This is a genomic window from Micromonospora sp. NPDC049114, from assembly GCF_040648635.1.
GTDB lineage: Bacteria > Actinomycetota > Actinomycetes > Mycobacteriales > Micromonosporaceae > Micromonospora.
The window spans coordinates 222,867-244,644 of record NZ_JBEZEA010000008.1; the positions used below are offsets into that span (position 1 = coordinate 222,867).

At 70.4% G+C, this 21,778-nt stretch carries 23 protein-coding genes; 10 read left to right on the top strand and 13 right to left on the bottom strand.

All coding sequences use genetic code 11. The features are described from left to right. The first annotated feature begins 105 nt into the window (after window positions 1–105). Window positions 106–501, top strand: a complete 396-nt coding sequence (locus tag AB0B39_RS23035) for a hypothetical protein (protein ID WP_357490106.1) — start codon at window positions 106–108, stop codon at window positions 499–501. Window positions 502–513: 12 nt separating this feature from the next. Beyond that, complete coding sequence (locus tag AB0B39_RS23040) at window positions 514–2,037, top strand: hypothetical protein (RefSeq protein WP_357575328.1); 1,524 nt, start codon at window positions 514–516, stop codon at window positions 2,035–2,037. Here AB0B39_RS23040 and AB0B39_RS23045 read toward each other — a convergent pair. Beyond that, window positions 2,034–2,711 (bottom strand): winged helix-turn-helix transcriptional regulator, encoded by a 678-nt coding sequence (locus tag AB0B39_RS23045; protein ID WP_357575329.1) that lies wholly within the window; start codon window positions 2,709–2,711, stop codon window positions 2,034–2,036. The two genes, AB0B39_RS23040 and AB0B39_RS23045, sit on opposite strands and share 4 nt — an antisense overlap. A 75-nt stretch (window positions 2,712–2,786) precedes the next feature. Here AB0B39_RS23045 and AB0B39_RS23050 point away from each other — a divergent pair, with 75 nt between their 5' ends. The 3 genes from AB0B39_RS23050 (at window position 2,787) to AB0B39_RS23060 (ending at window position 4,646) form a co-directional block, all read left to right on the top strand. After that, the gene (locus AB0B39_RS23050; RefSeq protein WP_357490112.1) at window positions 2,787–3,305 is read left to right on the top strand and encodes a pyridoxamine 5'-phosphate oxidase family protein; all 519 of its coding nucleotides are present in this window, start codon (window positions 2,787–2,789) and stop codon (window positions 3,303–3,305) included. A gap of 30 nt (window positions 3,306–3,335) precedes the next feature. Beyond that, on the top strand, window positions 3,336–3,911 hold the full coding sequence (locus tag AB0B39_RS23055) for a dihydrofolate reductase family protein (RefSeq protein WP_357575330.1): 576 nt from the start codon (window positions 3,336–3,338) through the stop codon (window positions 3,909–3,911). A 150-nt stretch (window positions 3,912–4,061) separates the two neighbouring features. Beyond that, the gene (locus AB0B39_RS23060) at window positions 4,062–4,646 is read left to right on the top strand and encodes a hypothetical protein (RefSeq protein ID WP_357575331.1); all 585 of its coding nucleotides are present in this window, start codon (window positions 4,062–4,064) and stop codon (window positions 4,644–4,646) included. 37 nt (window positions 4,647–4,683) lie between these two features. Here the strand turns inward: AB0B39_RS23060 and AB0B39_RS23065 are convergent, their stop codons facing one another. After that, on the bottom strand, window positions 4,684–5,751 hold the full coding sequence (locus AB0B39_RS23065; protein ID WP_357575332.1) for a glycoside hydrolase family 43 protein: 1,068 nt from the start codon (window positions 5,749–5,751) through the stop codon (window positions 4,684–4,686). Window positions 5,752–6,088: 337 nt separating this feature from the next. Between AB0B39_RS23065 and AB0B39_RS23070 the strand changes: the two genes are divergently transcribed. After that, window positions 6,089–6,829 (top strand): PEP/pyruvate-binding domain-containing protein, encoded by a 741-nt coding sequence (locus AB0B39_RS23070; protein ID WP_357575333.1) that lies wholly within the window; start codon window positions 6,089–6,091, stop codon window positions 6,827–6,829. Window positions 6,830–6,845: 16 nt separating this feature from the next. On the opposite strand, the gene AB0B39_RS23075 is transcribed toward AB0B39_RS23070, so the two are convergent. The 6 genes from AB0B39_RS23075 to AB0B39_RS23100 form a co-directional block, all read right to left on the bottom strand. Beyond that, window positions 6,846–7,931 (bottom strand): pentapeptide repeat-containing protein, encoded by a 1,086-nt coding sequence (locus tag AB0B39_RS23075; protein WP_357575334.1) that lies wholly within the window; start codon window positions 7,929–7,931, stop codon window positions 6,846–6,848. After that, a complete protein-coding gene (locus AB0B39_RS23080) occupies window positions 7,928–8,476 on the bottom strand; it encodes a hypothetical protein (protein ID WP_357575335.1) in 549 nt (182 codons plus the stop codon). The genes AB0B39_RS23075 and AB0B39_RS23080 overlap by 4 nt, the downstream gene beginning before the upstream one ends. A gap of 52 nt (window positions 8,477–8,528) precedes the next feature. Beyond that, complete coding sequence (locus tag AB0B39_RS23085) at window positions 8,529–9,641, bottom strand: PEP-utilizing enzyme (protein WP_357575336.1); 1,113 nt, start codon at window positions 9,639–9,641, stop codon at window positions 8,529–8,531. Further along, a complete protein-coding gene (locus tag AB0B39_RS23090) occupies window positions 9,638–10,684 on the bottom strand; it encodes a radical SAM protein (protein ID WP_357575337.1) in 1,047 nt (348 codons plus the stop codon). The genes AB0B39_RS23085 and AB0B39_RS23090 overlap by 4 nt, the downstream gene beginning before the upstream one ends. Before the next feature lie 285 nt (window positions 10,685–10,969). Continuing rightward, a complete protein-coding gene (locus AB0B39_RS23095; RefSeq protein WP_357575338.1) occupies window positions 10,970–11,788 on the bottom strand; it encodes an alpha/beta hydrolase in 819 nt (272 codons plus the stop codon). Window positions 11,789–11,817: 29 nt separating this feature from the next. After that, window positions 11,818–12,483, bottom strand: a complete 666-nt coding sequence (locus AB0B39_RS23100; protein ID WP_357575339.1) for a DUF4097 family beta strand repeat-containing protein — start codon at window positions 12,481–12,483, stop codon at window positions 11,818–11,820. 244 nt (window positions 12,484–12,727) lie between these two features. Between AB0B39_RS23100 and AB0B39_RS23105 the strand changes: the two genes are divergently transcribed. Next, entirely contained in the window at window positions 12,728–13,441 is a 714-nt protein-coding gene (locus AB0B39_RS23105; RefSeq protein WP_357575340.1) for a helix-turn-helix domain-containing protein, read from the top strand. Between the two features lie 3 nt (window positions 13,442–13,444). Here the strand turns inward: AB0B39_RS23105 and AB0B39_RS23110 are convergent, their stop codons facing one another. The 4 genes from AB0B39_RS23110 to AB0B39_RS23125 all read right to left on the bottom strand — a co-directional run bounded on the left by AB0B39_RS23110 (window position 13,445) and on the right by AB0B39_RS23125 (window position 17,716). Then, window positions 13,445–15,508, bottom strand: coding sequence for a glycogen debranching N-terminal domain-containing protein (locus AB0B39_RS23110; RefSeq protein ID WP_357490601.1), 2,064 nt, complete (start codon window positions 15,506–15,508; stop codon window positions 13,445–13,447). A 12-nt stretch (window positions 15,509–15,520) separates the two neighbouring features. Beyond that, window positions 15,521–15,883: an SCP2 sterol-binding domain-containing protein gene (locus tag AB0B39_RS23115; protein ID WP_357575341.1), complete on the bottom strand. Its 363-nt coding sequence runs from the start codon at window positions 15,881–15,883 to the stop codon at window positions 15,521–15,523. An 83-nt stretch (window positions 15,884–15,966) separates the two neighbouring features. Beyond that, window positions 15,967–17,169 (bottom strand): hypothetical protein, encoded by a 1,203-nt coding sequence (locus tag AB0B39_RS23120; RefSeq protein WP_357575342.1) that lies wholly within the window; start codon window positions 17,167–17,169, stop codon window positions 15,967–15,969. Then, the gene (locus tag AB0B39_RS23125; RefSeq protein ID WP_357575343.1) at window positions 17,156–17,716 is read right to left on the bottom strand and encodes a sigma-70 family RNA polymerase sigma factor; all 561 of its coding nucleotides are present in this window, start codon (window positions 17,714–17,716) and stop codon (window positions 17,156–17,158) included. Before AB0B39_RS23125 ends, AB0B39_RS23120 begins: the two co-directional genes overlap by 14 nt. Before the next feature lie 127 nt (window positions 17,717–17,843). Here AB0B39_RS23125 and AB0B39_RS23130 point away from each other — a divergent pair, with 127 nt between their 5' ends. Further along, window positions 17,844–18,350 (top strand): DUF6584 family protein, encoded by a 507-nt coding sequence (locus AB0B39_RS23130; protein WP_357575344.1) that lies wholly within the window; start codon window positions 17,844–17,846, stop codon window positions 18,348–18,350. 12 nt (window positions 18,351–18,362) lie between these two features. Here AB0B39_RS23130 and AB0B39_RS23135 read toward each other — a convergent pair whose 3' ends face one another. Beyond that, on the bottom strand, window positions 18,363–19,376 hold the full coding sequence (locus AB0B39_RS23135) for a carboxypeptidase-like regulatory domain-containing protein (RefSeq protein WP_357575345.1): 1,014 nt from the start codon (window positions 19,374–19,376) through the stop codon (window positions 18,363–18,365). A 235-nt stretch (window positions 19,377–19,611) separates the two neighbouring features. Here AB0B39_RS23135 and AB0B39_RS23140 point away from each other — a divergent pair, with 235 nt between their 5' ends. Together AB0B39_RS23140 and AB0B39_RS23145 are read left to right on the top strand one after the other, a co-directional pair. After that, the gene (locus AB0B39_RS23140) at window positions 19,612–20,562 is read left to right on the top strand and encodes an SRPBCC family protein (protein ID WP_357490136.1); all 951 of its coding nucleotides are present in this window, start codon (window positions 19,612–19,614) and stop codon (window positions 20,560–20,562) included. 30 nt (window positions 20,563–20,592) lie between these two features. Next, window positions 20,593–21,765, top strand: a complete 1,173-nt coding sequence (locus AB0B39_RS23145; RefSeq protein WP_357575346.1) for a zinc-dependent alcohol dehydrogenase — start codon at window positions 20,593–20,595, stop codon at window positions 21,763–21,765. Window positions 21,766–21,778: the final 13 nt, after the last annotated feature.

Sequence of the window (21,778 nt, forward strand, 5' to 3'; positions counted from 1 at the left end):
GCCCGGCGCGACCTGCGTGGACAGTCGGCGTCGCACCCGCTGATCCCGACGGGGTGTCCGCGAGCGGTGCCCGGATGGTGCAATGGGGGCACGATGCTGGCATTGATGACGGAGGTGCGTGTGGACGGTGTGGAACTGCTTCTCGCCGCGCTGGCGCTCGGTGCGTCGACGGGCGTCACCGACGCGACAAGCGCCGTGGTCCGCGATGCCGCCGACAGTTTCCGGGGCCTGGTGCGTCGCCGGCTGACCGGCGAGGGCCAGGAGGCGCTGCGGGCGTTCGAGGCCGAGGGCGCCGACTCGGGCGTCTGGCAGGTACGCCTCGCCGACGACCTCACCCGCGCGGGCGTCGACCGGGACGAGCAGATCCTCAGCCTCGCGCGGGAGCTGCTGGCGCAGGCCGAGACGGCCGACGTGCGCACCGAGATTGGCCAGGTCGACCTGCGCGGGGCGAAGGGCGTCCAGTTCGGCAGTTACAGCACCCAGCACATCACCTTCAACTGAGGCAACCGGCAGATGGGCGACAGTCGGCAGCCGGAGGACGACCCGTCTCGCGGCGTCGACGCCCGCCACGCCCGGGGCGTGCAGTTCGGCCCCCACAGCCGCCAGTACAACATCTTCGGCCCGGTCGTACGGTCGGCGTACCTGGCGGAGGTGCACCGGATCGCCCCGGCCGACCTGCTCGACCGGGAGGACGAGCTGGCGCGGCTCACGGCCTTCTGCACGGGTGACGGGTCGGGCGCGTACCTGCGGTGGGAGGCTGGCCGGGGCGCCGGGATGACCGCGCTGCTGTCCTGGTTCGTGCTGCACCCGCCGCCGGGCGTACGGGTCGTGTCGTACTTCGTCGTCGCCGGCCGCACCGAGCGGCAGACCCGCGACGCGTTCGTCGACGTCGTGTTGGAGCAGTTGGTCGAGCTGACCGACGGGTCCATGCCGGGTCATCTCACCGGGTCCACCCGGGAGGCGCACCTGCTGGGCGGGTACCTCGACGCGGCCCAGGCGTGCGAACGGCGGGGCGAGCGGCTGGTGCTCGTCGTCGACGGCCTCGACGACCGGCGGGACGCCGCCGGTGTCGCGACGCTCCTGCCCGACCGGCTGGTCGGTGGAATGCGGGTGGTCCTCGGCACCGACTTTGGGTGGCGGGTCCCGGCCGACCTGCCACCACGGCACCCGCTGCGGGAGTCGAACCGGCCCCACCTGCTGGCGCCGTTCGTCGGCCCCGACGAGCAGGCCCGACGGGAGGCGCGGTACGCCCGCAATGCCGACGAGCGGGTCCGGCGGGAGGCGGAGCGACACCAGGCCGCCGATGAGCGCCGAGCCGTGCAGCGGCAGATCGACAAGTGGCGGGCCGCCGAGGTGGAACGGGCCAGGCCGGCGGCGCGGGCGGCAGCCGTACGCCGGGCGCTGACGTTCGTCGCCGGGTGGACGGGGCTCCTCGTGCTGCTCACCTGGTTGGCCCGGGGCTGGCCCGATCCGCGGGTCGCGGGCGTCCTGAGCGCCCAGCTCGTGGCGGGCGGGCTGGCCGCGGCGATCGTGCTCGTACCGTCGGCGTTCCGACTCGGCGCGGCGTACGCGCCCAGGCCGGCCTCGGCGGTGGCCTGGATCGACCGATCCCGGTACGGCCTGCTGGTGCAGGTGCTCGCCTTTGTGGTGTTCGTCGTCCTGGGTGGCGCTGGCGCGGCCGACTACCTCGACGCCCGCGACGACCGGCAGCTGGAGCGGTCCTTCGGCCGGGCCGGGGCTCTGCCCTCCTTCGACGAGGTGGTGGCGTTCCTGTTCCTGCTGCTCATCGCGGTCGGCTGCGTCGCGGCCGGCCTGTACCTCGCCGCGAGAGCCGTCCGACCCTGGTACGAGCAGCACCGGGAGCGGGAACGAGCGTCCCGGGCACTCGTCGACGAGGCGGCCGTCGCGGCCGAGCGGGAGGCGTACGCGGGAATGAGCGCCGACGTGTTGTCACCGCGAGCGGCCGACCGGGCCCGGGCGTACCAGGACCTGCTGGCCCGGCTGGCGGGGCAGCGCCGGCGTCACCCGCGCCGCTAGGTCTCGTCGTCGGCGAGGTCGCGGGGTGTGAACGGGGTCAGGAGGAGATCGGTGAGGCGCCGTGTGGCGTCCGTGTCACCGGACAGCGCGAGCACGCCCGCGTCCGCTGCCGCCGCCATGGTCATCTGCTGCCCGCAGACGGCTCGGAGGGTGTCGATGTCGGTGGTGAGTGTCGCGTCGGGTTCGGCTGTCGTGCCGCGGCGCAGCTGCACCGAGTCGTCGGCGACCTCGGCGAGGTAGGTGTCGGCGTCGATGTGGAAGGCGTAGACGCCGCGGAGATCGCCCGCCCGCGCCGGATCGAACCCCACCTTGATGGTGAGCAGCAGGGAGTCGATGCCGAGAGCGCCCTCGGGTAGCTGCGGGGACTGGCTTCCCCAGCGGCCGAACTCCAGCAGGATGGGCTCCAGCGCGCGCCCCCATGCGGTCAGCTCGTAGAGGTGGACCCGCGCCGGCGGCCCCAGGTCCCGCCGTCGCACCACGCCGTGCTCGGTCAGCTCGCGCAGTCGCTGGCTCAGCACGTTGGGGCTCACCCCGGGGAGCCCGCCGAGCAGGTCGTTGAAGCGCCGGGGGCCGAGCAGCAGGTTGCGGACCACCAGCAGCGCCCACCGCTCGCCGATGATGTCCAGTCCACGTGCGACACCGCACGGATCCCCGTAGTTACGCCCGCCGCTCACGATCTCCACACTACACGGCTCCTAATTCAGGAGTGACGCTTGTTTTGTAGGAGTTGTGCCTCTAGCTTGACTCTCATGAGCCTGCCCAAGACCGAGACGGCGAGCCTGCCGCAGGGTGATGTGAAGCTGCTCGACACCCCCGTGGCGCGGCGCCTGCTCGCGGCCCCCGTGGCGCGGCTCGCCTGGACCAGCAGGGACGGGACGCCGCGACTGATCCCGGTGAACTTCCTGTGGACCGGCGACGAGCTGGTCGTCGGCGCGTTCGCCGGCACGTACAAGATCCGCGACCTGCGGGCCCGGCCGGACGTGGCGATCTGCATCGACACCGCCAACGGGCTACCCGAGGTGCTCATGCTGCGCGGCAAGGTCACCCTGACGGAGGTCGAGGGCGTCCTGCCGGAGTACGCCGTCATCCAGCGCGCGGGGATGGGCGACGAGGCGGGCGACACCTACCTCGCGGCGATCGACAAGCCGGGCCTGCGGATGGTCCGGATCGGCCTGCGCCCGACGTGGGTCGGCGTCGTCGACTTCCAGGAGCGCTTTCCCGACCGGACCCCGGAACCCGTCCGAGCCGCGCTCGCCGGCGGTCGCTGACCCGCATCAACACACCTGATGGAGGAGCGCATGTCGAAGATCGTCGTGTCGATGTGGATCACCCTGGACGGATTCGTCGCCGGCCCGGACGACGAGATGGACTGGCTGCTGGCCGACGACCAGCTGCAGACGTACGAGCGGGATCTGGTGGAGAGCGCCGGCAGCCTGCTGCTGGGCCGGATCACCCACGCCGACTTCGCCGGCTACTGGCCGGTCGCCGCCCGCAACCCCGACGAACCGGCCGCCGTCCGTGGCTACGCCCAGCGACTCGACGCCCTGGAGAAGATCGTCGTCTCCGCCTCGGGAAACATCGCGGACTGGAAGGGCACCCGCAGGATCACGCGCGTCGACCCAGACGAGATCGCCGAGACCAAGCGCGCGTCCGGCGGCGACATCGTGGTCTACGGCAGTCTGGCGGTTATCCGGTCCCTTGCCGATCTCCGGCTCATCGACGAACTCCACCTCCTGGTGCACCCCCTGTTCCTGCGCCAGGGCAAGGCGTTGTTCGACGGCGGGCGACCGCCCGCACGACTGGCGCTGGTGTCCGCCGAACCCTTCGAGTCCGGCGTCGTCCTCATGAAGTACCGCCCGCTCAACGGCGGGTGACGCGACGCGGGCCGCGCGTCCCGCCCCCGACGGTCCCGCTCCCCGGGGGCGGGGACGTGGCTCCCTCGGAGCGGGGATTCGCTGGTCGTGCCGTTCGGGCAGCGTCATCGCGGAAGGAACCGACGCTTCCCACCGATGGGGGTTACGACCGTGACGCAGACCCGGACCGTCGACGCCCCGACGACACCACCGCCACCGCGATGGGCCCGCCGTGCCGGTCACGTGGCGTGGATCGCGCCCGTGCTGGGGTTCATCCCGCTGCACGTGCCCTGGATCCTCGGCATCCCGCTGTTCGCCAATCCCGACCCGTTCGCGCAGTGGTACCACGGTCGCGGGCCCGGCGTCGGGGATCACCCGGTCGACGGCTTCCTGGGCCTGCCGGCCGGCGCGTTCTATCTGGGCCTGCTGTGCGTCCTCGCCGGGCTCGGCGGCGTCCTGGCGCTCGGCCTGATCCGCGACTGGGGACTGACCTTTCCCCGGTGGGTGCCGGGGCTGCACGGACGCCGGGTGCCGCCGTGGGTGCCGCTGACCCCGACGGTCCTCGGATCCGCCGTGATGATCGGATATTCGGCGACCCTGCCCTGGCAGTTCGCCGCCGACCTGTCCGAGTCCGACGCGCAGGACATCTTCACACCGACGGGCGTCCTGATCGGCCTTCCACTGCTGCTGGCCTGGGCGATCGCGTTGCCGCTGGCCGGCTGGTCCTACTACCGCCGTACCCGTGTGTCGCGCTGACCGGTCCGCGCGCGGACGCGGTGCGGCCGCGCGCGGATCACTCGAAGAACTTGATGCCGAACCCGGTGTCGGCCGTGGGGCCGGGCACGTTGGCGCGGCGGTAGGTGGTGTTGCCCCACCAGCAGAACGTCCCGGTGTACCAGTAGCGGTTGGCCCAGGAGTACGGGGTGCCCTTGGGGACGGCGTGGAACATCAGCGGGAATCGCGGCCCGGCCGGTGGGCTCGTGGCGATGTCGCCGTTGAGCAGGACGAAGCTGTGGTGGCCGGGGCCGTTGACATGCAGGGTCGGGTCCCAGCCGGCCATCATGGTGGCCGGGTTCGAGCCGAACAGGCAGCCGTTGGACTTGTACCAGTCCCACACGTACGTCGGGTCACCGCCGGCCCGCAGGCGCAGGTCGGCCAGGCAGTACTGGTCACTCCAACTGCCGTTGGCGGAGTAGACGATGTGGAGCTGCCCGTTCGGGTCCCGGATCGCCTCGGGGGCCTCGTTGATGTACGGGTTGCCGACGACGCGCTCCCAGCTCTCCCGGGGCTGGGAGATGATGAACCGGTTGCCGGTCGGGGTGAGCGGGTCGCTCATCCGGCTGAGGTAGATGTTCTGTTCGACGTTGGTGTCGCCGGCCCACCCCGACCAGACGAACCACCGCTGCCCGTTGAAGGTGAACAGGCTGCCGTCGATGGCCCACTTGCCGCCGGGCAGCGCGAGCTGCCGCTCGGCCGTGTAGCCGCTGGCCGGTGACGCCGAACTGATCACGTACATGCGGTGCGCCGCGCCGCGCCCCGCCGAGAAGTAGATGTGGTAGCGGCCACCGTCGGTAACGATCTCCGGTGCCCAGACCTCGCCCAGGTCGCGGGTGTCCGACCAGACCTGACGGGCGGTGGCCCCGGCGAGCGCGTCGGTCGAGGACGCCTGCCGGACGGCGATCCCACCGTTGGCCGACTGCGCGGAGATGTACGTGCCGCCGACGCGGATCACGCTCGGGTCGGCGGCCCGCAGACCTGTCCGCGCAGCCTCCGCCGGCCCGGCGGCGGGCACGGACAGCCCGGTGCCGACGACGGCGGCCAGCAGGACGGAGAGGAGCCGGGTGAGGATTCGATCGTCCATCGGGGGTCCTTCCGTCGCCCGGGTGTTTTCGACCCGCAGTCTATTGGAGAACATGAATGGCGTGCGGGTTTGCCCGGGCGCGGGCGCCGATTGGTGTTCCCGGCTGTCTGCGGCCCGCGCTGCCTCTGCTCGCGTCGCCGTGACGCTGGGGCCACCGCGGTCACCCACCGAATTTCGGCCCTTTCGTCGATGGACGCTGATCGCCCGTGCACGGTGAACGACGGGTGTCTCTCTAGACTGTCGCTGATGCTTCCACTGAGAGACTGCGGGCCGATTGGCCGCCGGTCGCCCGAGTCTGGACCGAACTGCCGGCTGGGTACGGTGCGAGATGAGTGCGATGAGGGCTGACGTGGAGATCGTTTCGTTGGAGGCCGCGACGGCGGTTGGCGTCGAGACGGTAGGCGGCAAGGCTTTCGCCCTCGCCAGGTTGATGCAGCACGATGTTCGGGTACCGCCGGGCTTCTGCGTCACCGTGCGGGGTATGGAACGGCTGGAGTCCGCCCAGGTCGCGGCCGGCCTTGCCGAGGCTCTCACCGTGCTCGGCGAGGGCAAGGTCGCCGTGCGCTCGTCCGCCGTCGCCGAGGACGGCAAGCACGAGTCGTACGCAGGGATATTCCGCACCGTTCTCGACGTGGCACCGGAGCCGGACGGCGTCCGTCAGGCGCTGTACGCGGTGCAGCGGTCGCTGCACGAGGCGCCGGCCAACTCCTACCGCCAGGCGATGGGCCTCGCACCATCGAGCATGTCCGCGATCGTCCAGCCGATGATCGAAGGTGACTGTGCCGGCGTCATGTTCACCCGCGACCCGGTAACCGGTGCCCGGCAACTCGTCATCGAAGCGATCGTGCCCGGTGCCGGCTCCGGTGCGGCCGACTACGTCGTTCTGGAGCCGGGCGGGGCCCTTGTCACCCCCGATGTCGAGGACGTGGCGCCCGCCCTCGCCTCGCTGCTCCCCGAACTCGCCCGCGTGGCACGAACCTGCGACGAGGTTCTCGGTGAGGGGCAGGACATCGAGTGGGCCGCGCGCGACGGCGACCTGTGGATCCTGCAGAGCAGACCCATCTCATCCCTCACCTAACGCCGACCTGACGCGCTCACTCGCTCAAAAGGCGGATGAACACCGACGAGAAGAGCAGCGCGAGCAGCATCGCGGCGAGGAAGAAATAGACCAGCGAGACCAGATCCATGATTCCGTACGCGGTGTAGCGCTGCGGGTCGGGAGTGACGGTGGACAGCAGGGTGTAGTGCAGCGTACGTCCGTACTGGAGGTCAGGTTTACCGATGTCCACGACGGGCGGCGCCGTCTGCGGGGCCTCAACGCGGCCGGCCACGGTCACTGGTGGACGGGTGGGCGTCGTGTAGAGCACCCCGTTCGAGCTTGACGTAGCACCGATGATGGTGGTCGCGATGGTGAAGATCAGCCACAGCAACAGAAGATTGCGCACGATCCTGCCGGGCCGTACACCGTATCCGCTGATCACCTCGGCGAGGTACGCACCGGCGGTGCGGACGGCCGTCTTCACCATGCTCTCGCGGAAGCGGCCGAGTGTCAGTGGACTGAGCCGGTAGTAGGAGCGGGTTAACCAGTACCGCTCCTGGTAGAGGCAGTGCAGGGCGGTTTCGCCGTTCTGATTCTCCCGGTACAGCCGCTTGAGGCGATTGTAGACCTGCGACTTTTGGAGCGCTGCTTCCTGCGGTTCCAGCTCGGTGAACGTGTACCGATAGTTTCCCACCTGGTAGTCCTGCCGGCATAGCTCGGTTGTCGGGCCGATCTGCTGACCGAAGGTAATGGCCCTGATGTACTCGGGGTGGGTTTCGCTGATGAGGACCGCTCGCCGGTGCTCCTCGATGGAGAAATTCAGGAGCTGCGCATACGTGACGTTGGCGGTCGAGTTCAGCAGCCATCCGTAGATGAAGCTGTGCGTGAAGTTCGCCCGGGTCAGGTTGGCGTTGTCCAGCTCCGCGGCGTACAGCACGGAGCGCGAGAAGTTGCATCGGTAGAGGTCGGCCCCGGTGAACTTCGCATGACTGAGGTCGCTGTTCGAGAAGTCGCAGTCCTTGAGGACTGCCCCCGTGAAGTCGACGCCTACCAGGCATCGGTTGGAAAAATCCACGCCGACGAGTGTCTTGCCGCGGAACTGGTCCGGTGACCAGGCGCCGGTATAGGGGTGTGTTGTCACGCTGTTAGGTCCCCCACCTGTGCTGGGTGGTGTAGCGGAAATCGCCGACGATAATCCATTGGGTTTGGCGCCTTGCGGGGCGAGGAGAGGCGATATAGGAGAAGGAAGCAGTATGGCGTGGTGGTGGAGAAGCCCCTTGTCAGTTTCTTGACAGAGATCTCGAAGACAAGCGGTGCCGCGCCGGTGGAGCCGAAACCGGGGACGACGAAGTTCGACGACCCGAGCAGCTCGAGGCCGAGCCGCGCGTAGCGTGACCGGGTGTGCAACGACGCGGCGAGGCCGCCGCCGAGAGCGAATCTCTCCCTCGTGATGCCGAGATAGAAGGACCCTGGATCGAGGCAGAGATCGGTGGGGTCCAGCAGGTCGGATGACGCGGCATTCGTGTTACGTAGATCTACGTCGTCGGTGAGCCGGTGAATATCCGCGATGTGCAGTGCGAGTCGGTGTTCGTCGAGGAAGACCGGCTCGGCCCCGTCGGGCGCCGACAGGCTCAGCTCACCGGATTGCCTCAGCCGTGCGAAGTCCTCCCGGCTGCACAGGTGCATGGGTGTCTCCTCGCCGCTGGGCTCCTCCGGGTCTGCGATTGAATAATATGGATCAGGGCAGCACCCGGACCAGCCCAGCGTCTGCATTGACTTCGATCATCGCGCCGTCGGGAATGATCTCCGTGGCGTTGGTGGTACCGACGAGGCACGGAATGGCCAGCTCACGGCACACGATCGAGGCGTGACTCAGGACCCCGCCACGGTCGGCGACCAACCCGCCGGCTTTGGCGAGTAGGGGCACCATGTCCGGAGTGGGTTCGACGCAGACGAGCACCTCGCCGTCGGTGAGGTGGGCCGAAGCGACGTCCTCGAAGACCACGACCCGTGCCCTGCCGGTGACGCTGCCGCGACTGGCGGTCCGGCCGCGAACGTCACCGCCGCTGCCGTGCTGGTCCATCATCAGGTGCACGAACGCTGCGGGGACCTGGTCGCCGAGGGAGATGTTGTAGTCGATGAACCGGATGTCGCCCTCTGGGGTGACGATCGCCTCGAAGTATCCGCACAAGTGGAGATCGCGCGCGAAATCGCAGTTCAGGGCGTCGTGCAGTCGCGCGCGAACGTCAGCGTCGGGCACCGCCGTGTAGGCCACTGCGGCGGCTGCGGTCTGCTGCCACTCCGGGGTCGGCGCCTCCGTCTTCCAGTTCTGGAAGTCGTGGACGTAGCTGACCGACGGTGCCGTGCCGGGCCCGCCCTGCGTCAGCTGGCGCAGGCTGCCCCGGACGATCTCGCCGATCACCCCGTCGCTGTTGACCACGAAGATGGTGGCCCAATGGTTGGGTAGGTGCTGACTGATCTCGATCTCGTAGGAGTCGAGGTCGAGATCCTGCTGGGTCAGCCAGTCGACGAGCGCGGGCAAAGGGAGGTTGCGGTTGCGGTGCACCTGTCCGCCATCCTCCCGCCGCGGGAAGGCGCGCACGGCGTAGCGGCCCTGGGCGGACCTGGCGAAGCTCGTGAATCTCTCGGACCTGCTCGCCACCTCGCTGCCGTCGAATGTGATCGCCTCGATGATGGGCAGGCCCATGAGCTGAGACAGCAACTCGAGACGGCTGGAGCGGGTGGAGTCTTCGGCGAGAATAGTGTTCCGCGCCTCGGCCCGGACAGCTCTCAACCAGTCCGCCAGCGCCGAGTGCTGGCGAAAGTATTCCACCGGCCGGTTCGAGGTCACTGCGCTCTCCTGTCGATTTTTTGGGTTACTGCCGCGTGGCCCGCCTGCCTGGCGGTGATGAATTCCTTGTCGAAGATGCAACCGATCGTGCAGCCCGCGGCTTCGGCCGACCTCGGGAGCCCCTCGTTCACGAATGAGGCGGCGGGGCAGTGCCCCGACGGTTCGCCGGTGGGGCGGTATCGGGAACGAAATCTTTCATTGCGTATCAGAGAACCATCACGCCACCGGTGCGCATTGCCATCGGGAAGGCCCACGAACATCGTGCAGGAGTAGATCCGTTGATCCGGGAAGAGCATCAGCATCGACTCTTGTTCCGCCGCGCAGGACAGGGAACGGCCGGCCGGCCGGAAGGTTCCTTCGAAACGCACGTCGGGAAGCCCCGACGAACCGATGATCTGGTCTCGGAGGTGACGCCACTCCTCCGGACTGGCGAGCATGTCCGCCGAGGCGAAGCCTCGGTCGGTGACGTAATGGACATTGACGTGATCGACGCCGAGTCTGCCCAGTAGGAGCAAGGTGTCGAGTGCCTGATCAAGGTTGTGCCGCCCTACCGACAGGATCGCAGAAACCCGGCGGCCCTGTTGTCGACCAACAGTGATGGACTCGACCGCCGTGCGGAAGGAGCCACGCCGCCGCAGCGCGTCGTGTCGAGCCGGCGAGGCAGCGTCCAGGCTCACCGCGAGATCGAAATCCTCCGCGCCGTGACGCTTCATGAGACGGAGCAGCGAGGACCCACCGTTCGACACGACCCTCATGTGATAGCCGAGCTCCCGGCCGAGCTGAATAGCAAAATCTATGTGGGGATAGAGTGTTGGTTCGCCCCCTAGGAAAGAGATCTCACGAGTTTCCCATTCCGGGCGGGCGGTTTGGAGAAAGCTGATGAGAGCAGCTTTCGGAAGATCTGTACCCCGGTCGAGGGCGGGCCCCACAAAGCAATGTCGACATCGCATGTTGCAGCGGTAGGTCAGGTAGATGTCTGCAGCCGGAACATGCACGACGTCAGGATACAGACGATCGACGAACTCTCTGCCCTTGCGCGCCATCACGACAGCCCTCGCAACCGATGGGGAGGCTGCCGGCCGGGGGCGGTGAGTGGTTTCACGAACGCCGATGGTTCGTGCCCACCGCAATGCCCTGCCGGGTCACGTCCAGCCACGGCTGCCCCCGCCGCCCGCGTCGGACGGACGCCGCAGCGTTCGTGCCCGAGGACGACGATCGGCAGGCTGCCGAATTCCTGCATGGCGAACTCGACGGCTACGACCGCTACTGCGCCCACCGGGCGACCCCGGTCGCGCGAGGCGACCGGGGCGCCGGTGGGCCCGGTGTCGTCAGCGGGCCTCGTGGTCGAGGGCGGCGACCTCGCGTACGGCGGTGGCGACCGCTGCGAAGTCCTTCTTGAGGATCGCGCCGTGGTTGCTGGCGACCTTCGCGCCGACCCGGATGTTCGGGTTGCGGACGGTTACCGCGTCGAGGCTGGCGCGGATGCGCTCCTGCTCGTCGCCCTTGCTGCCCAGGGACGTCCCCGACGCGACCACGTACCGCACCGGAACGGTGATGGCGTCCAGCACCGGGCCCAGCTCCCGTTCGCGGGAGAGCCTGCCCAGCTCGATGTTGCTCTCCGCCATCTGAGCGGCGTTCATTCGTGGGGTCAGGCCCGTCGGACGCAGCAGTGGCATGAACAGGTTCATCCGCCGGAACAGCTTGCGGATGCGCTGCTCCATGGCCTCGTCCAGCCAGTCGTGCGGGAACGCGCCGTCCACCAGCACCGCCCCGACGGTACGGTCCGGGTTCCGGCTGGCCCAGTGCGCGCCGACCACCGCGCCGTACGACCAACCCACGAGCACCGCACGGTCCACGCCCCGGGCGGCGAGAACGGCGTCGACGTCCCGGACGGCGGCCTCGAAGGAGTAGTCCGCCGAACGTCCCGACTTTCTGCCGCGGGCTCGCTCGTCGTAGGTGATGTGCCGCCAACCGGTGCCCAGGTCGGCGATCACGCGTCGCCAGTACCCCTGGGTGGCGAACTGGCCGTTGAGGAAGACCACCGGGATGCCCGTACCGCCGGTGTCGGTGACGGCCAGGGCCGTGTCGTCGACCGGCACCATGCCGGTCCACGTCGAGCTGGTCGAGGAGGGGTTGTTCGTCGTCATTGTCGTACTCCTTGGGGGGTTCGGGGGTTTCAGAGGCTGCGGGCGGTGATGTCGCCGTGCGAGGTGGTGGCGTGGATGTCGAGGTCGGCGCTGCCGGTGTTGGTGAGGGCGTTGCTGACCCGGCCGTGGTCGGTGTCGGCATCCAGGGCGGCCGAGACGCCGTTGGCGGCGGCGATCGAGATGTCGCCGGACTGGGTACGCAGCACGACCGCGCCGCGTCGGGCCTCGGCGACGTGGATGTCGCCCCGCGTCGTGCTGATCTCGGCCGGGCCGTTGAGCCGGCCGACCTCGACGTCGCCGTCGATCGCGGTGAGACGCACGCTCGCGGCTTCGTCGATCTTGATGTGGCGGTACGCGCCGTCGACGGTGACGTCGCCGAGGCGTCCGACGCCGCGCAGCTCGGCGCTGGCGGCCCGGACCTCGACGCGGGAGTCGGCGGGGAGTTGGACGGTCACCTCCACCGAGCCGGACGGGCCGAGGAACCGGTTGGCGGGGGTCGCGGTCGTGACTCGCAGGACGCCGTCGGCGTACGCGATGGTGGTCCGCTCGGCGGCCCGGGTGTCGCGGTTGCGGCCGACGTCGGTGGGCCGGACCTCGACTGTGGTGTCCGCGCGGTCGGCGGCGATGAACTGGATGCGCCCGGCGGGGATGTCCAGGACGGCGGAGATGGGTGCGGGGGTCGGGAAGCTCGGCATGTCGTTCTCCTGGTGCTCGCAACGGCGTTTCTGATATGAGAAACGCTACGTTGCTTTCCACAAGAGGGCAACACGCTCGTTGCTTCCAAAGTGCATATGCCCAGGTAAACGGGCTGCAAGTGTTGCAATGGATCAGAATGTAACGCAACGCTGCACCGATGTGTCATTGCAATCGAATGACGGTGAACGCTATGGTGGGGGCGCGCGGGGGCGCTCCGAAAACACCACCACCGAGGAGATCGCGATGCCGGGAGGCAGACTCACCCAGCAGGAACGCCAGCAGATCGCGCTGGGGCTGGCCGACAGCCTGCCGTACGCCGAGATAGCCCGGCGGCTCGACCGTCCGACCTCGACGGTCACCCGTGAAGTGCTGCGCAACGGCGGTCCCAACGCCTACCGCGCCGACCTGGCCCACCGCGCCACCGAACGCCGTGCCCGCCGACGTGTGCCCGCCTCCACCCGAGTGGCCGAGTCGGTCCCGCAGCCGCACGGTCGCGACGCCGAGGCCGTCGCCGAGTACACGGAGACGTTCACGACCGTCCTCATGGCCACCGGCCTGAACAAGATGGGGGCGCGGGTGCTGACCTGCCTGTTCACCACCGACTCGGGCAGCCTGACCGCGTCGGAGCTTGCCGAGCGCCTCCAGGTCAGCCCGGCGTCCATCTCCAAGGCGATCGCCTTTCTGGAGAGCCAGAGCCTCGTGCGCCGAGAGCGCGACGAGCGCCGCCGCGACCGCTACGTCGTCGACAACGAGCTCTTCTACCAGGCGACGATCGCCAGCGCCCGCGCCAACGACCAGCTCGTCGAGACGGCCCGCCAGGGCGTCGCCGTCCTCGGTCCGCAGACCCCCGCCGCCGCCCGCCTGGAGAACATCGCCCGCTTCCTGGACTTCATCAGCGAGAGCATCACCCGCGCCGCCGAACAGGCCCGCGACGTCCTGCACAGCCGACTCGAGTGACCGTCAGGCGATTCCGTGCGTCGACGGCGGCCGGTCCGGCCGGTGCCGGGCGAACGCGTCGACCCGGCCCCAGCGGCCGGGAATGTCCAGCAGCGCGATCCGGGAGAAGGCGGCGGGCAACGCGGGATTCACGGCGAGATGGTCGTCGTGCGGATCGATGCCGAGCATGGTGCGCAGCAGCAGCATGGGCGCCCCGCTGGACCACGCCTGCGGGCTGCCGGCGGTCGGGTACCGGACCGGGTACCGGGTGGTGCCGCGGTCGTACCCGCCGAACGCCTCGGGCAGCCGGCCCTGGAAGAAGGTCGCGGCGGACAGGATCCCCTCGGCGATGCGACCCGCCTCGCTGTCGAACCCGTACCGGCGCAGGCCCCAGGCGATGAACGAGTTGTCGAACGGCCAGACGGTGCCGTTGTGGTAGCCGAGCGGGTTGTAGCGGCTCTGCCCCTCCGCGAAGGTCCGCACCCCCCAACCCGAGAAGAGTGCCGGGCCCATCAGGTGCTCGACGACACGTGCGGCCCGCTCGGGTGGCACGATGCCGCTCCACAGCAGGTGCCCGATGTTCGAGGAGAGGCTGTCGACCGGGGTCCCGTCGTGGTCCAGGGCGAGGGCGTAGTAGCCGCGGTCGTCGAGCCAGAAGTCGCGGTTGAAGCGGTCGAACAGCGCTGCCGCCTCGCTCTCCAGCCGCTCGGCGAGGTCGGGGTCGCCCCAGAACGCACGCGCCATCCGCGCCCCGCGGATCTTGGCGTCGTAGGCGTACCCCTGGGTCTCGCACGTGGCCCTCGGGAACCCGGGTAGCCGGCCGTCGGCGTAGGAGATGCTGTCCCAGGAGTCCTTCCAGCACTGGTTGTCCAGGCCCGTGGCGCGGTTGCGTTTCTGGTACGACACGTAGCCGCTCGACGTCAGGTCGGCGTACGTGTCGATCCAGGTCAGTGCCGCGCGCGCCTCCTGCTCCAACTCCATCACCAGCGCGATGTCACCGCTCCACCGCTCGTACTCGTCGAGCAGCACCACGAACAGCGGCGACGCGTCGACGGTGCCGTAGTAGGGCGAGTGTGGCTGTTCCTCGAACGCGGCCGACTCCCCGTAGCGCAGCTCGTGCAGGATCCGCCCGGGGTCCTCCTCCAGGACGTCGTCGGTCCGGGCGCCCTGCAGCGACGCGAGGATCCGCAGGGTCGGCGGGGCCAACGACGGTGTGACGGCCAGGGTCTGCAGGCAGGTCAGCAGGCTGTCGCGGCCGAACAGGGTCATGAACCAGGGCAACCCGGCAGCGGGTACGGCCGCGCCGCCGAGCGAGAGCGGCGCGAAGCGCAGCGCCGCCAGGTCCACCAGGCTGCGGTGGTAGACCTGCTGCAGCGCCGCGCTGTCGGTGTCCAGTGTCGGGGCCTGCGCGACCCACTCCCGCACGCTGTCCGGCAGGGTGGATTCGTCCGGTCGCTGCGCCCGCAGGGCGTCCCGCAGGTCGACGCCGTCCGGGCGCAGTGCCCGCATGGCGGCCTGCAACCGGGTGGTCCACTGCTGCCCGGGCTCCAGGTGCACGGCGAACCGTAGGCCGCTCGGGTCGATGGTGGCCGGCTCGCTCGTCGACACGACCACCTCCCGCCGGTACGTGCCGCGCCGATAGCCCATCAGCAACTCGTTCGCGTCGACCTGGGTGTAGCGGGTCCCGGCCTTGTCGTGCAGGTCGAACTTGATCTCGAAGATGTCGGCGAAGTCGGCCTCCACCTCCAGGCGGACGTCCAGGTCGACAACCGACTGACCGTAGTTGAAGATCGTCAGCGACTCGGTCAGGTCCGGGCCGATGTGTCGGCGCCGGATGGCGGACACGTCCGCCTCGACGTAGTCGACGGCCCCGCCCGGCACGACGAAGAACGTCACCTCGTAGTACTGGCTGTCGTCCACCGACAGGGCGGCCATGCGTTCACCGTTGACGGTGAGCACCCAGCGGGACAGGTAACGGGTGTCGGCGGCGAACAGCCCGACCGGGGTGGCCGAGGAGGAATGCACGTCCCCACTGGCGTCCGACACGAGGAACGTGTTCCCGTCGATACACGACACGGTGCCGGGGATGTCCCTCATCGGCTACGTCCCACTGGCCGGCTCGGCTGCGCGCCGCGGTTCGGCTGCGCGCGGGAACAGCCGTCCGAGGCGCAACGCCAGGCCGAGGTCGCCGTCGACCATGATCTCGCCGCGGGTGATCGCCGCCAAGCCGTTCACCTCACCGCGCGCCATCGCCTCCGCGACCTGCACGGACACCCTGATCACGGTGGTGGCGGGGTCGCCGCTCCTGGACACCCGCATGTCGCCGTGGTCGATGACGAGGAACCACTGCTCCAGGTCATCCGCGTCCCCGATGTCGAAGCGCACGCTCCCACACACCTTGCGGAAACGCGGGTCCTGGCAGTCAGCGGCCAGCCGCTCGAAGAAGGCGCTGGTCGCCGTCATCCCACCTCCCCGGGCCCGCGTTCGTAGAAGCGGATGCCGGCTACCCGGTGCGAGGCGCTGTTAACACCCAGGGCGGGCCTCGTTCAGGGCGAGAGCGTGAAGCGGGTCCAGGTGGTCGCGTCGGAGGTGACGAGGAGGTGGTCCGGCTGGCTCGTCGGATCGGCGTCGTTCCCGAAGAGCCAGGCGTACCCGGGTGCCACGCTGGCGGTTCCGACGAGCGGGCCGTACTCCCGCACGACAGTGAAGGTCTTCCCGTCGTCCCGGCTGACCAGGAGCCGCGCGAGCCGGTCGGCCCCGGTGCCCCCGCCGGGGCTGATCGCCAGCAGGGAGCCGTCCGACCCGACCGTGAGGTCCCAGATCGCCTCGTCCGGCAGGTCGGTGCCGGTGTCGGTCCAGGTCTTCGCGCCGTCCGTGGTGCGCAGGAGCCGCGCTCCGCCGCCCACCGCCGACGACTCGGTCAGCACGTACCCCTCCCGTTCGTCGAGCCCCACCACCGCCGTCACCATCGCGTCGCCGGGCACGGTCCAGGTGGTCCAGGTCGCGCCCCGGTCGACGCTGCGGGCGACCGTCGCTCCCGAAACGCTCCCCATCTGGTACGCCGCCCAGATGCTGCCGTCGGCGGCCGGATAGAGGCTGAACAGTGGGCGCCACGAAGGCGCCGTGGTGAGCCGGTACACCGTTCCGCTCGACGGGTCCACCGCCAGCGGCTCGGACAGTGGCTCACAGCCGAACCAGCAGAAGACCGGCCGGGCCGTTGCCGGGAACGCGGGTACGTCGAGGATCGCGGAAGCCGCGTCCCGCCAGGTGCGACCGTAGTCGGTGGAGAGGAAGAGCACCCCGACGTCGCTCACCAGGTAGGTCCGGTCGCTGAGCACGGAGACCTCGATGCGGGTGTCCACTGTTCCGGTGGTGGTGGTCGCACACCTGGTGCCGTCGAACACCGCCGCGTCCCAGTCCGACCAGGTTCGGCCGCGGTCACCGGTGTACGTGAAACGAACGACACAGCCGTCCCTCCACACGTCGACCCCGGAGTCGGGCCCGGTCAGCGTGAAAGCGTCCCCGTGCGCGGTCGACGGTTGCGTGGGAATCACCCGGTCGGCCCCGTCCGCCCCCGCCACCAACGGCACGACCGCCAGACCGACCAGCGCGACCAGAGCGGCCGCCACCATCGTGACCGACCGACGCCGACGGGAACGGGCAGCCGACCGCAGCTCGTCGAGGGGCGGCGCGGAAATGGCCCGGGTGAGGGTGTCCGCGTCGAATCCAGAGAACTCACGACCGGACATCGATCCTCCCGACTTGTGTAGCGTCCGCACCGGCATTGGTGGCGTTCGTGGTGGTGGCGGTGCCGTCGCTCTCGGCGTCGGCGAGCAGCGCGGCCAGGGCGTGTCGACCGCGCGACAGCCGGGACTTCACCGTCCCGGCCGACACGCCCAGCGTGGCCGCGACCTCGTCCACCGGCAGGTCGACGAGGTAGTGCAACGCCAGGGCGTGCCGCTGCCCCTCCGGCAGCACGCGCAGCGCGGCGAGCAGGGCGAGGTGCTCCGGGGAGTGGTCGGCGACGGCCGGCGGCGGGCCGATCCGGCGCAGCAGCCCGTCGAGGACGCGGCGACGGCGGTACCGGCTGCGGGCCCAGTTCACGGCTACCCGGCGCAACCAGGCCTCTGGATTCTCCAGCCCCGCGAAGCGCCCCGGCGACACCAGCGCTCGCGTGAAGGCCTCCTGGACCGCCTCCTGCGCCTCGTTGAGGTCGCCGGTCACCGCGTACAGCTGGACCACCAGGCGCCGGTAGCAGCCGGCGTAGACCTCGGAGATCAGATCGCCGTCGGACACCCGTCACCCCCCTTCTCCACCACTCCCACCAACGGGGCGGGAGGAAGGTTCCGGTGGCCGGCCAGAATATGTGGCCCGGCGGAAATCTGATGTCGGCGCGGCGGGCGTACCGCTCACAATGGCCGCCATGGCGAGAGAGCACGTACTGGCGAGGGTCGAGGCCGACCTGCGGCGTGGGCACGTCCACCCCGCGATGCAGCGACTGGCGAGCCTGACCGCCGCGCACCCCGACGACCTGGAGCTGCGCTCCCGGCGTGCCGCGCTGTACCGGCAGGTGGGCAACGTCGCCGAGGCCGGTCGGTGGGGTTTCCTCACCGAGGACGCCGACGCGCCGGAGATCGTCGCGTTCGAAAGGGCCTACCCGGGCGCCTGGTCACGTCTGCGCGCGCTGCGGGTGGTCGCCGACCCCACCGACCGGCTCGGTCCGGTGGCGGGCGCGCGGCTCGCCCACCTGGTCGCTCAGGCCGAACGGGAGGGTCCTGCCCCGGTCGTCTGGACCGACCTCGGCCCCCGCTCGGGCGAGCCCGATTCGTGGCACGACGCCCTGGGCTGCCTGGTGACGACCGTGATCGGCCTGGTCCTGGTGGCGCTCACCGTCGTCGGCCTGATCACCGTGCTGCGCTGGGCCCTGTAGCCGGCGGGCCGGTCAAAGGTCGAAGTCCACCACGACCGGCGCGCGTCGGACCCGCACGGGAGTCGCCGCGTCGAAGTCGGCCGCGTGCCGGTGCCACACCGGCGGGGCGTACGCGCAGTCGCAGCGCAGCCGCACCCGCTGGCCGGGCAGCAGGCGCAGGGCGTAGCCGGTGCCCACGTCGGCCACACCGGCCAGATCACCTGTGGTGGCGTCGAACGCGAGCACCTGGGCGTAGGTCAGCAACTCGTCGACGCGTACCGCACCGCTGACCAGCGTGCCGGCGGGAAGCGCCTGGTCCAGGGTCGCCGTCCGCCCGGCGCGCACGCGCACCGTCCGCGCCTGCTGCCGAGCGCCGGCCCCACCGGACCACACGGTCGCCAGCCCGGCGGCGGCGAACTGCACCGGCCAGTCGTACGGCCCGAGGCCGGTGATCGTGTAGCGGCCGTCCTCGTCGGTGCTCGGGCCGTGGTCGTCGTACTTCGGGTCCGGCACGTACGGCACCACCATCACCCGCGCCCGGGGGACCGGCGTGCCCGTCGCCGCGTCGGTCACCACGCCGACGACGACGCCCGGCGGGTCGAGCCGAACATCCGGCACTGTGGTCACGGTGCCGGCCCGGACCCGGACCACCCGGGCGCGCTCACGCTGGCCGGTCCCGCCGTGCCGGCCGACCCACTGCCAACCGTGCACCGTCGTGTCGTAGGGCCGCACCAGCAGCCGGTACTCCCCGGGGGGAACGTCGCCGGTCGCCAGGATGCCCTGCTCGTCGGCGCAGCCCCCGTACCGGCCCAGCTGGTCCTCGCCGAGGGTCACCGACGCCAACGCCGCTGCGTCGGCCGGCACGAGCGCGGCGCAGGCCCGAGGCGCCGCGGCGCCCGTGGCGGCGTCGCGGACCACGGTGCGGACGCCACCGGGCGCGGGCGCGAACGGCTCGGGGGGACTCGCGAGAGCCGGTGCGGCCGCCTCGACGACCAGCAGGCCGACGACGACTGTGGTGGCCAGCGAACGAAGGAGAGCAGGGCTCATGAGCCCTGACGGTACGGGCGTCCGAGTGATTCGCGTCAGTCGATGTCGCCATGCCGACCCGGCGACTGTGGAAAAACTCCGCCAGGTCCGGACTTCGCGGTCGATGCGGCGCGGTGCGGGGCGTTCTGTCCCGAATCGGTCTCGCGGGGTGGGCGTACCGCATAGCGTCACGGAGGCGGACCCACCGCCGAGGCGCCGCGCGTCGGCGGGCACGGCCCCGCGGAAGGAACCCGACATGGACCGAGTCGAGACGGTGCTCCTGCCGGAGCTGGACGGGCCGGTCCCGACGACCCTGCCGAGGGCGCTGGGCCTGTTGAGCCTGGCCCTGGGCGTGGGCGCGCTGGCCGTACCCCGGTCCCTCGCGCGACTGACCGGGGTGGACGACTCCCCGGCGGCGCAGGCGGTCATCCCGGCCGTCGGCGCACGCGAGCTGGTGCACGCCGCCGGTCTGCTCGGCGGCCGCCGCCCCGCCGGCTGGGCGTGGACGCGGGTGGCCGGTGACGCGCTCGACCTCACCCTGCTGGGCCGGGCGATGGCCGACCGGCGGGGTGAGCGCCGACGCCGCCTGGCGCTGACGACCGCCGCGATCGCCGGCATCACCGCCCTGGACACGGCAGTCGCCATCGGCGCCGGCCGCGCGCGACGGGCCCGCGCCCGGGTGATCCGGATGGAGATCGCGGTGACCGTGAACCGGTCGCCCGCGGAGGCGTACCGGTTCTGGCGCGACGTGGAGAACCTGCCGAAGTTCATGGCGCACCTGGAGTCGGTACGCGCCGACGACCTGCGCCGCTCCCACTGGGTCGCGCGCGGCCCGGCCGGTCGCCACATCGAGTGGGACGCCGAGATCATCGACGACCAGCCGAACAGGTCCCTCACCTGGCGCTCGCTGCCGGGCGCCCGGGTCGCCAACGCCGGGCGGGTCCGGTTCGTGCCCGCCCCGGGTGACCGGGGCACCGAGGTGCGGGTGCAACTGCGCTACGCGCCCCCGGCCGGCGCACTGGGCCGGGCGGTGGCCAAGCTCTTCGGTGAGGAGCCCGAGCAGCAGGTCCGCGACGACCTGCGCCGGTTCAAGCAGGTGCTGGAGGCCGGCGAGGTGGTCCGCTCCGAGGGCAGCCCGAACGGCACCTCCGTACGCCAGCAGGCCATGCAGCGGCCCGCGCAGCCGCTGCCGACGTCCCGTCGTTGACCACCCACGCCTTCGAAAGGGATCCCAGAGATGAAGGCCACCGCCTGGATGGGCACCGACAGCGTCAAGGTGATCGACGTGCCCGACCCGACGATCATGAATGCCCGCGACGCGATCGTGAAGATCAGCACCACCGCGATCTGCGGCTCCGACCTGCACCTCTACCACGGCTACATCCCGGCCATGCGCAAGGGAGACATCCTCGGCCACGAGTTCATGGGCGAGGTGGTCGAGGTGGGCCCGCAGGTGCGCAACCTCAAGCCCGGTGACCGGGTGGTGGTGCCCTTCCCGATCGCCTGTGGGCACTGCTCGTCGTGCCAGCGGGGCCTGTACTCGGTGTGCGAGAACTCCAACCCCAACGCCGGCATCGCCGAGAAGGTCATGGGCCACTCGCCGGCCGGCATCTTCGGCTACTCCCACCTCCTGGGCGGGTACGCGGGCGGTCAGGCCGAGTACGCCCGGGTGCCGTTCGCCGACGTCGGCCCGCTCAAGGTGCCCGACGACATCCCCGACGACCAGGCGGTCACGCTCGCCGACGTCTTCCCGACCGGCTACATGGGCGCCGAGATGTGCGACATCAAACCGGGGCAGGTCATCGCGGTCTGGGGCGCGGGACCGGTCGGGCTGCTCGCCGCCGCCAGCGCCCGGCTGCTCGGCGCGGAGCGCGTGATCGTCATCGACCGGCTCCCGTACCGGCTGCGGCTCGCCGAGGAGCACGCCGGCGCCGAGACGATCAACTACGAGCAGGCCGACGTGCTCGACACCCTCAACGAGATGACCGCCGGTCGGGGGCCGGACGCGTGCATCGACGCGGTAGGCCTGGAGGGCCACCACGGCAACGCGGCCCTGTACGCGTACGACCGGGCCAAGCAGGCCACGCGGACCGAGACGGAACGCCCGTTCGCGCTGCGCGAGGCGATCCTGGCCTGCCGCTCCGGCGGGGTCGTGTCGGTCATCGGCGCGTACGGGGGACTCGTCGACAAGTTCCCGATGGGCGCGTTCATGAACCGGTCACTGATCATGCGGACCGGCCAGTGTCACGTGCAGCGCTACACCCGGCCACTGTTGGAGCGCATCCAGCGCGGCGAGATCGACCCGAGCTTCATCGTCAGCCACCGCCTGCCGCTGCGCGACGCACCGAAGGGCTACAAGATCTTCCAGAAGAAGCAGGACGACTGCACGAAGGTGCTGCTGAAGGTCTGAGCGTCGGCCGGCA

What these genes read in the sequence shown, in the direction of transcription:
- AB0B39_RS23065 (WP_357575332.1), bottom strand. Translation starts at nt 5,751, where the DNA reads ATGGACGATCGAATCCTCACCCGGCTCCTCTCCGTCCTGCTGGCCGCC.
- AB0B39_RS23100 (WP_357575339.1), bottom strand. Translation starts at nt 12,483, where the DNA reads ATGCCGAGCTTCCCGACCCCCGCACCCATCTCCGCCGTCCTGGACATC.
- AB0B39_RS23090 (WP_357575337.1), bottom strand. Translation starts at nt 10,684, where the DNA reads ATGGCGCGCAAGGGCAGAGAGTTCGTCGATCGTCTGTATCCTGACGTC.
- AB0B39_RS23050 (WP_357490112.1), top strand. Translation starts at nt 2,787, where the DNA reads ATGAGCCTGCCCAAGACCGAGACGGCGAGCCTGCCGCAGGGTGATGTG.
- AB0B39_RS23115 (WP_357575341.1), bottom strand. Translation starts at nt 15,883, where the DNA reads ATGACGGCGACCAGCGCCTTCTTCGAGCGGCTGGCCGCTGACTGCCAG.
- AB0B39_RS23120 (WP_357575342.1), bottom strand. Translation starts at nt 17,169, where the DNA reads ATGTCCGGTCGTGAGTTCTCTGGATTCGACGCGGACACCCTCACCCGG.
- AB0B39_RS23145 (WP_357575346.1), top strand. Translation starts at nt 20,593, where the DNA reads ATGAAGGCCACCGCCTGGATGGGCACCGACAGCGTCAAGGTGATCGAC.
- AB0B39_RS23070 (WP_357575333.1), top strand. Translation starts at nt 6,089, where the DNA reads ATGAGGGCTGACGTGGAGATCGTTTCGTTGGAGGCCGCGACGGCGGTT.
- AB0B39_RS23135 (WP_357575345.1), bottom strand. Translation starts at nt 19,376, where the DNA reads ATGAGCCCTGCTCTCCTTCGTTCGCTGGCCACCACAGTCGTCGTCGGC.
- AB0B39_RS23105 (WP_357575340.1), top strand. Translation starts at nt 12,728, where the DNA reads ATGCCGGGAGGCAGACTCACCCAGCAGGAACGCCAGCAGATCGCGCTG.
- AB0B39_RS23130 (WP_357575344.1), top strand. Translation starts at nt 17,844, where the DNA reads ATGGCGAGAGAGCACGTACTGGCGAGGGTCGAGGCCGACCTGCGGCGT.
- AB0B39_RS23140 (WP_357490136.1), top strand. Translation starts at nt 19,612, where the DNA reads ATGGACCGAGTCGAGACGGTGCTCCTGCCGGAGCTGGACGGGCCGGTC.
- AB0B39_RS23040 (WP_357575328.1), top strand. Translation starts at nt 514, where the DNA reads ATGGGCGACAGTCGGCAGCCGGAGGACGACCCGTCTCGCGGCGTCGAC.
- AB0B39_RS23035 (WP_357490106.1), top strand. Translation starts at nt 106, where the DNA reads ATGACGGAGGTGCGTGTGGACGGTGTGGAACTGCTTCTCGCCGCGCTG.
- AB0B39_RS23095 (WP_357575338.1), bottom strand. Translation starts at nt 11,788, where the DNA reads ATGACGACGAACAACCCCTCCTCGACCAGCTCGACGTGGACCGGCATG.
- AB0B39_RS23055 (WP_357575330.1), top strand. Translation starts at nt 3,336, where the DNA reads ATGTCGAAGATCGTCGTGTCGATGTGGATCACCCTGGACGGATTCGTC.
- AB0B39_RS23080 (WP_357575335.1), bottom strand. Translation starts at nt 8,476, where the DNA reads ATGCACCTGTGCAGCCGGGAGGACTTCGCACGGCTGAGGCAATCCGGT.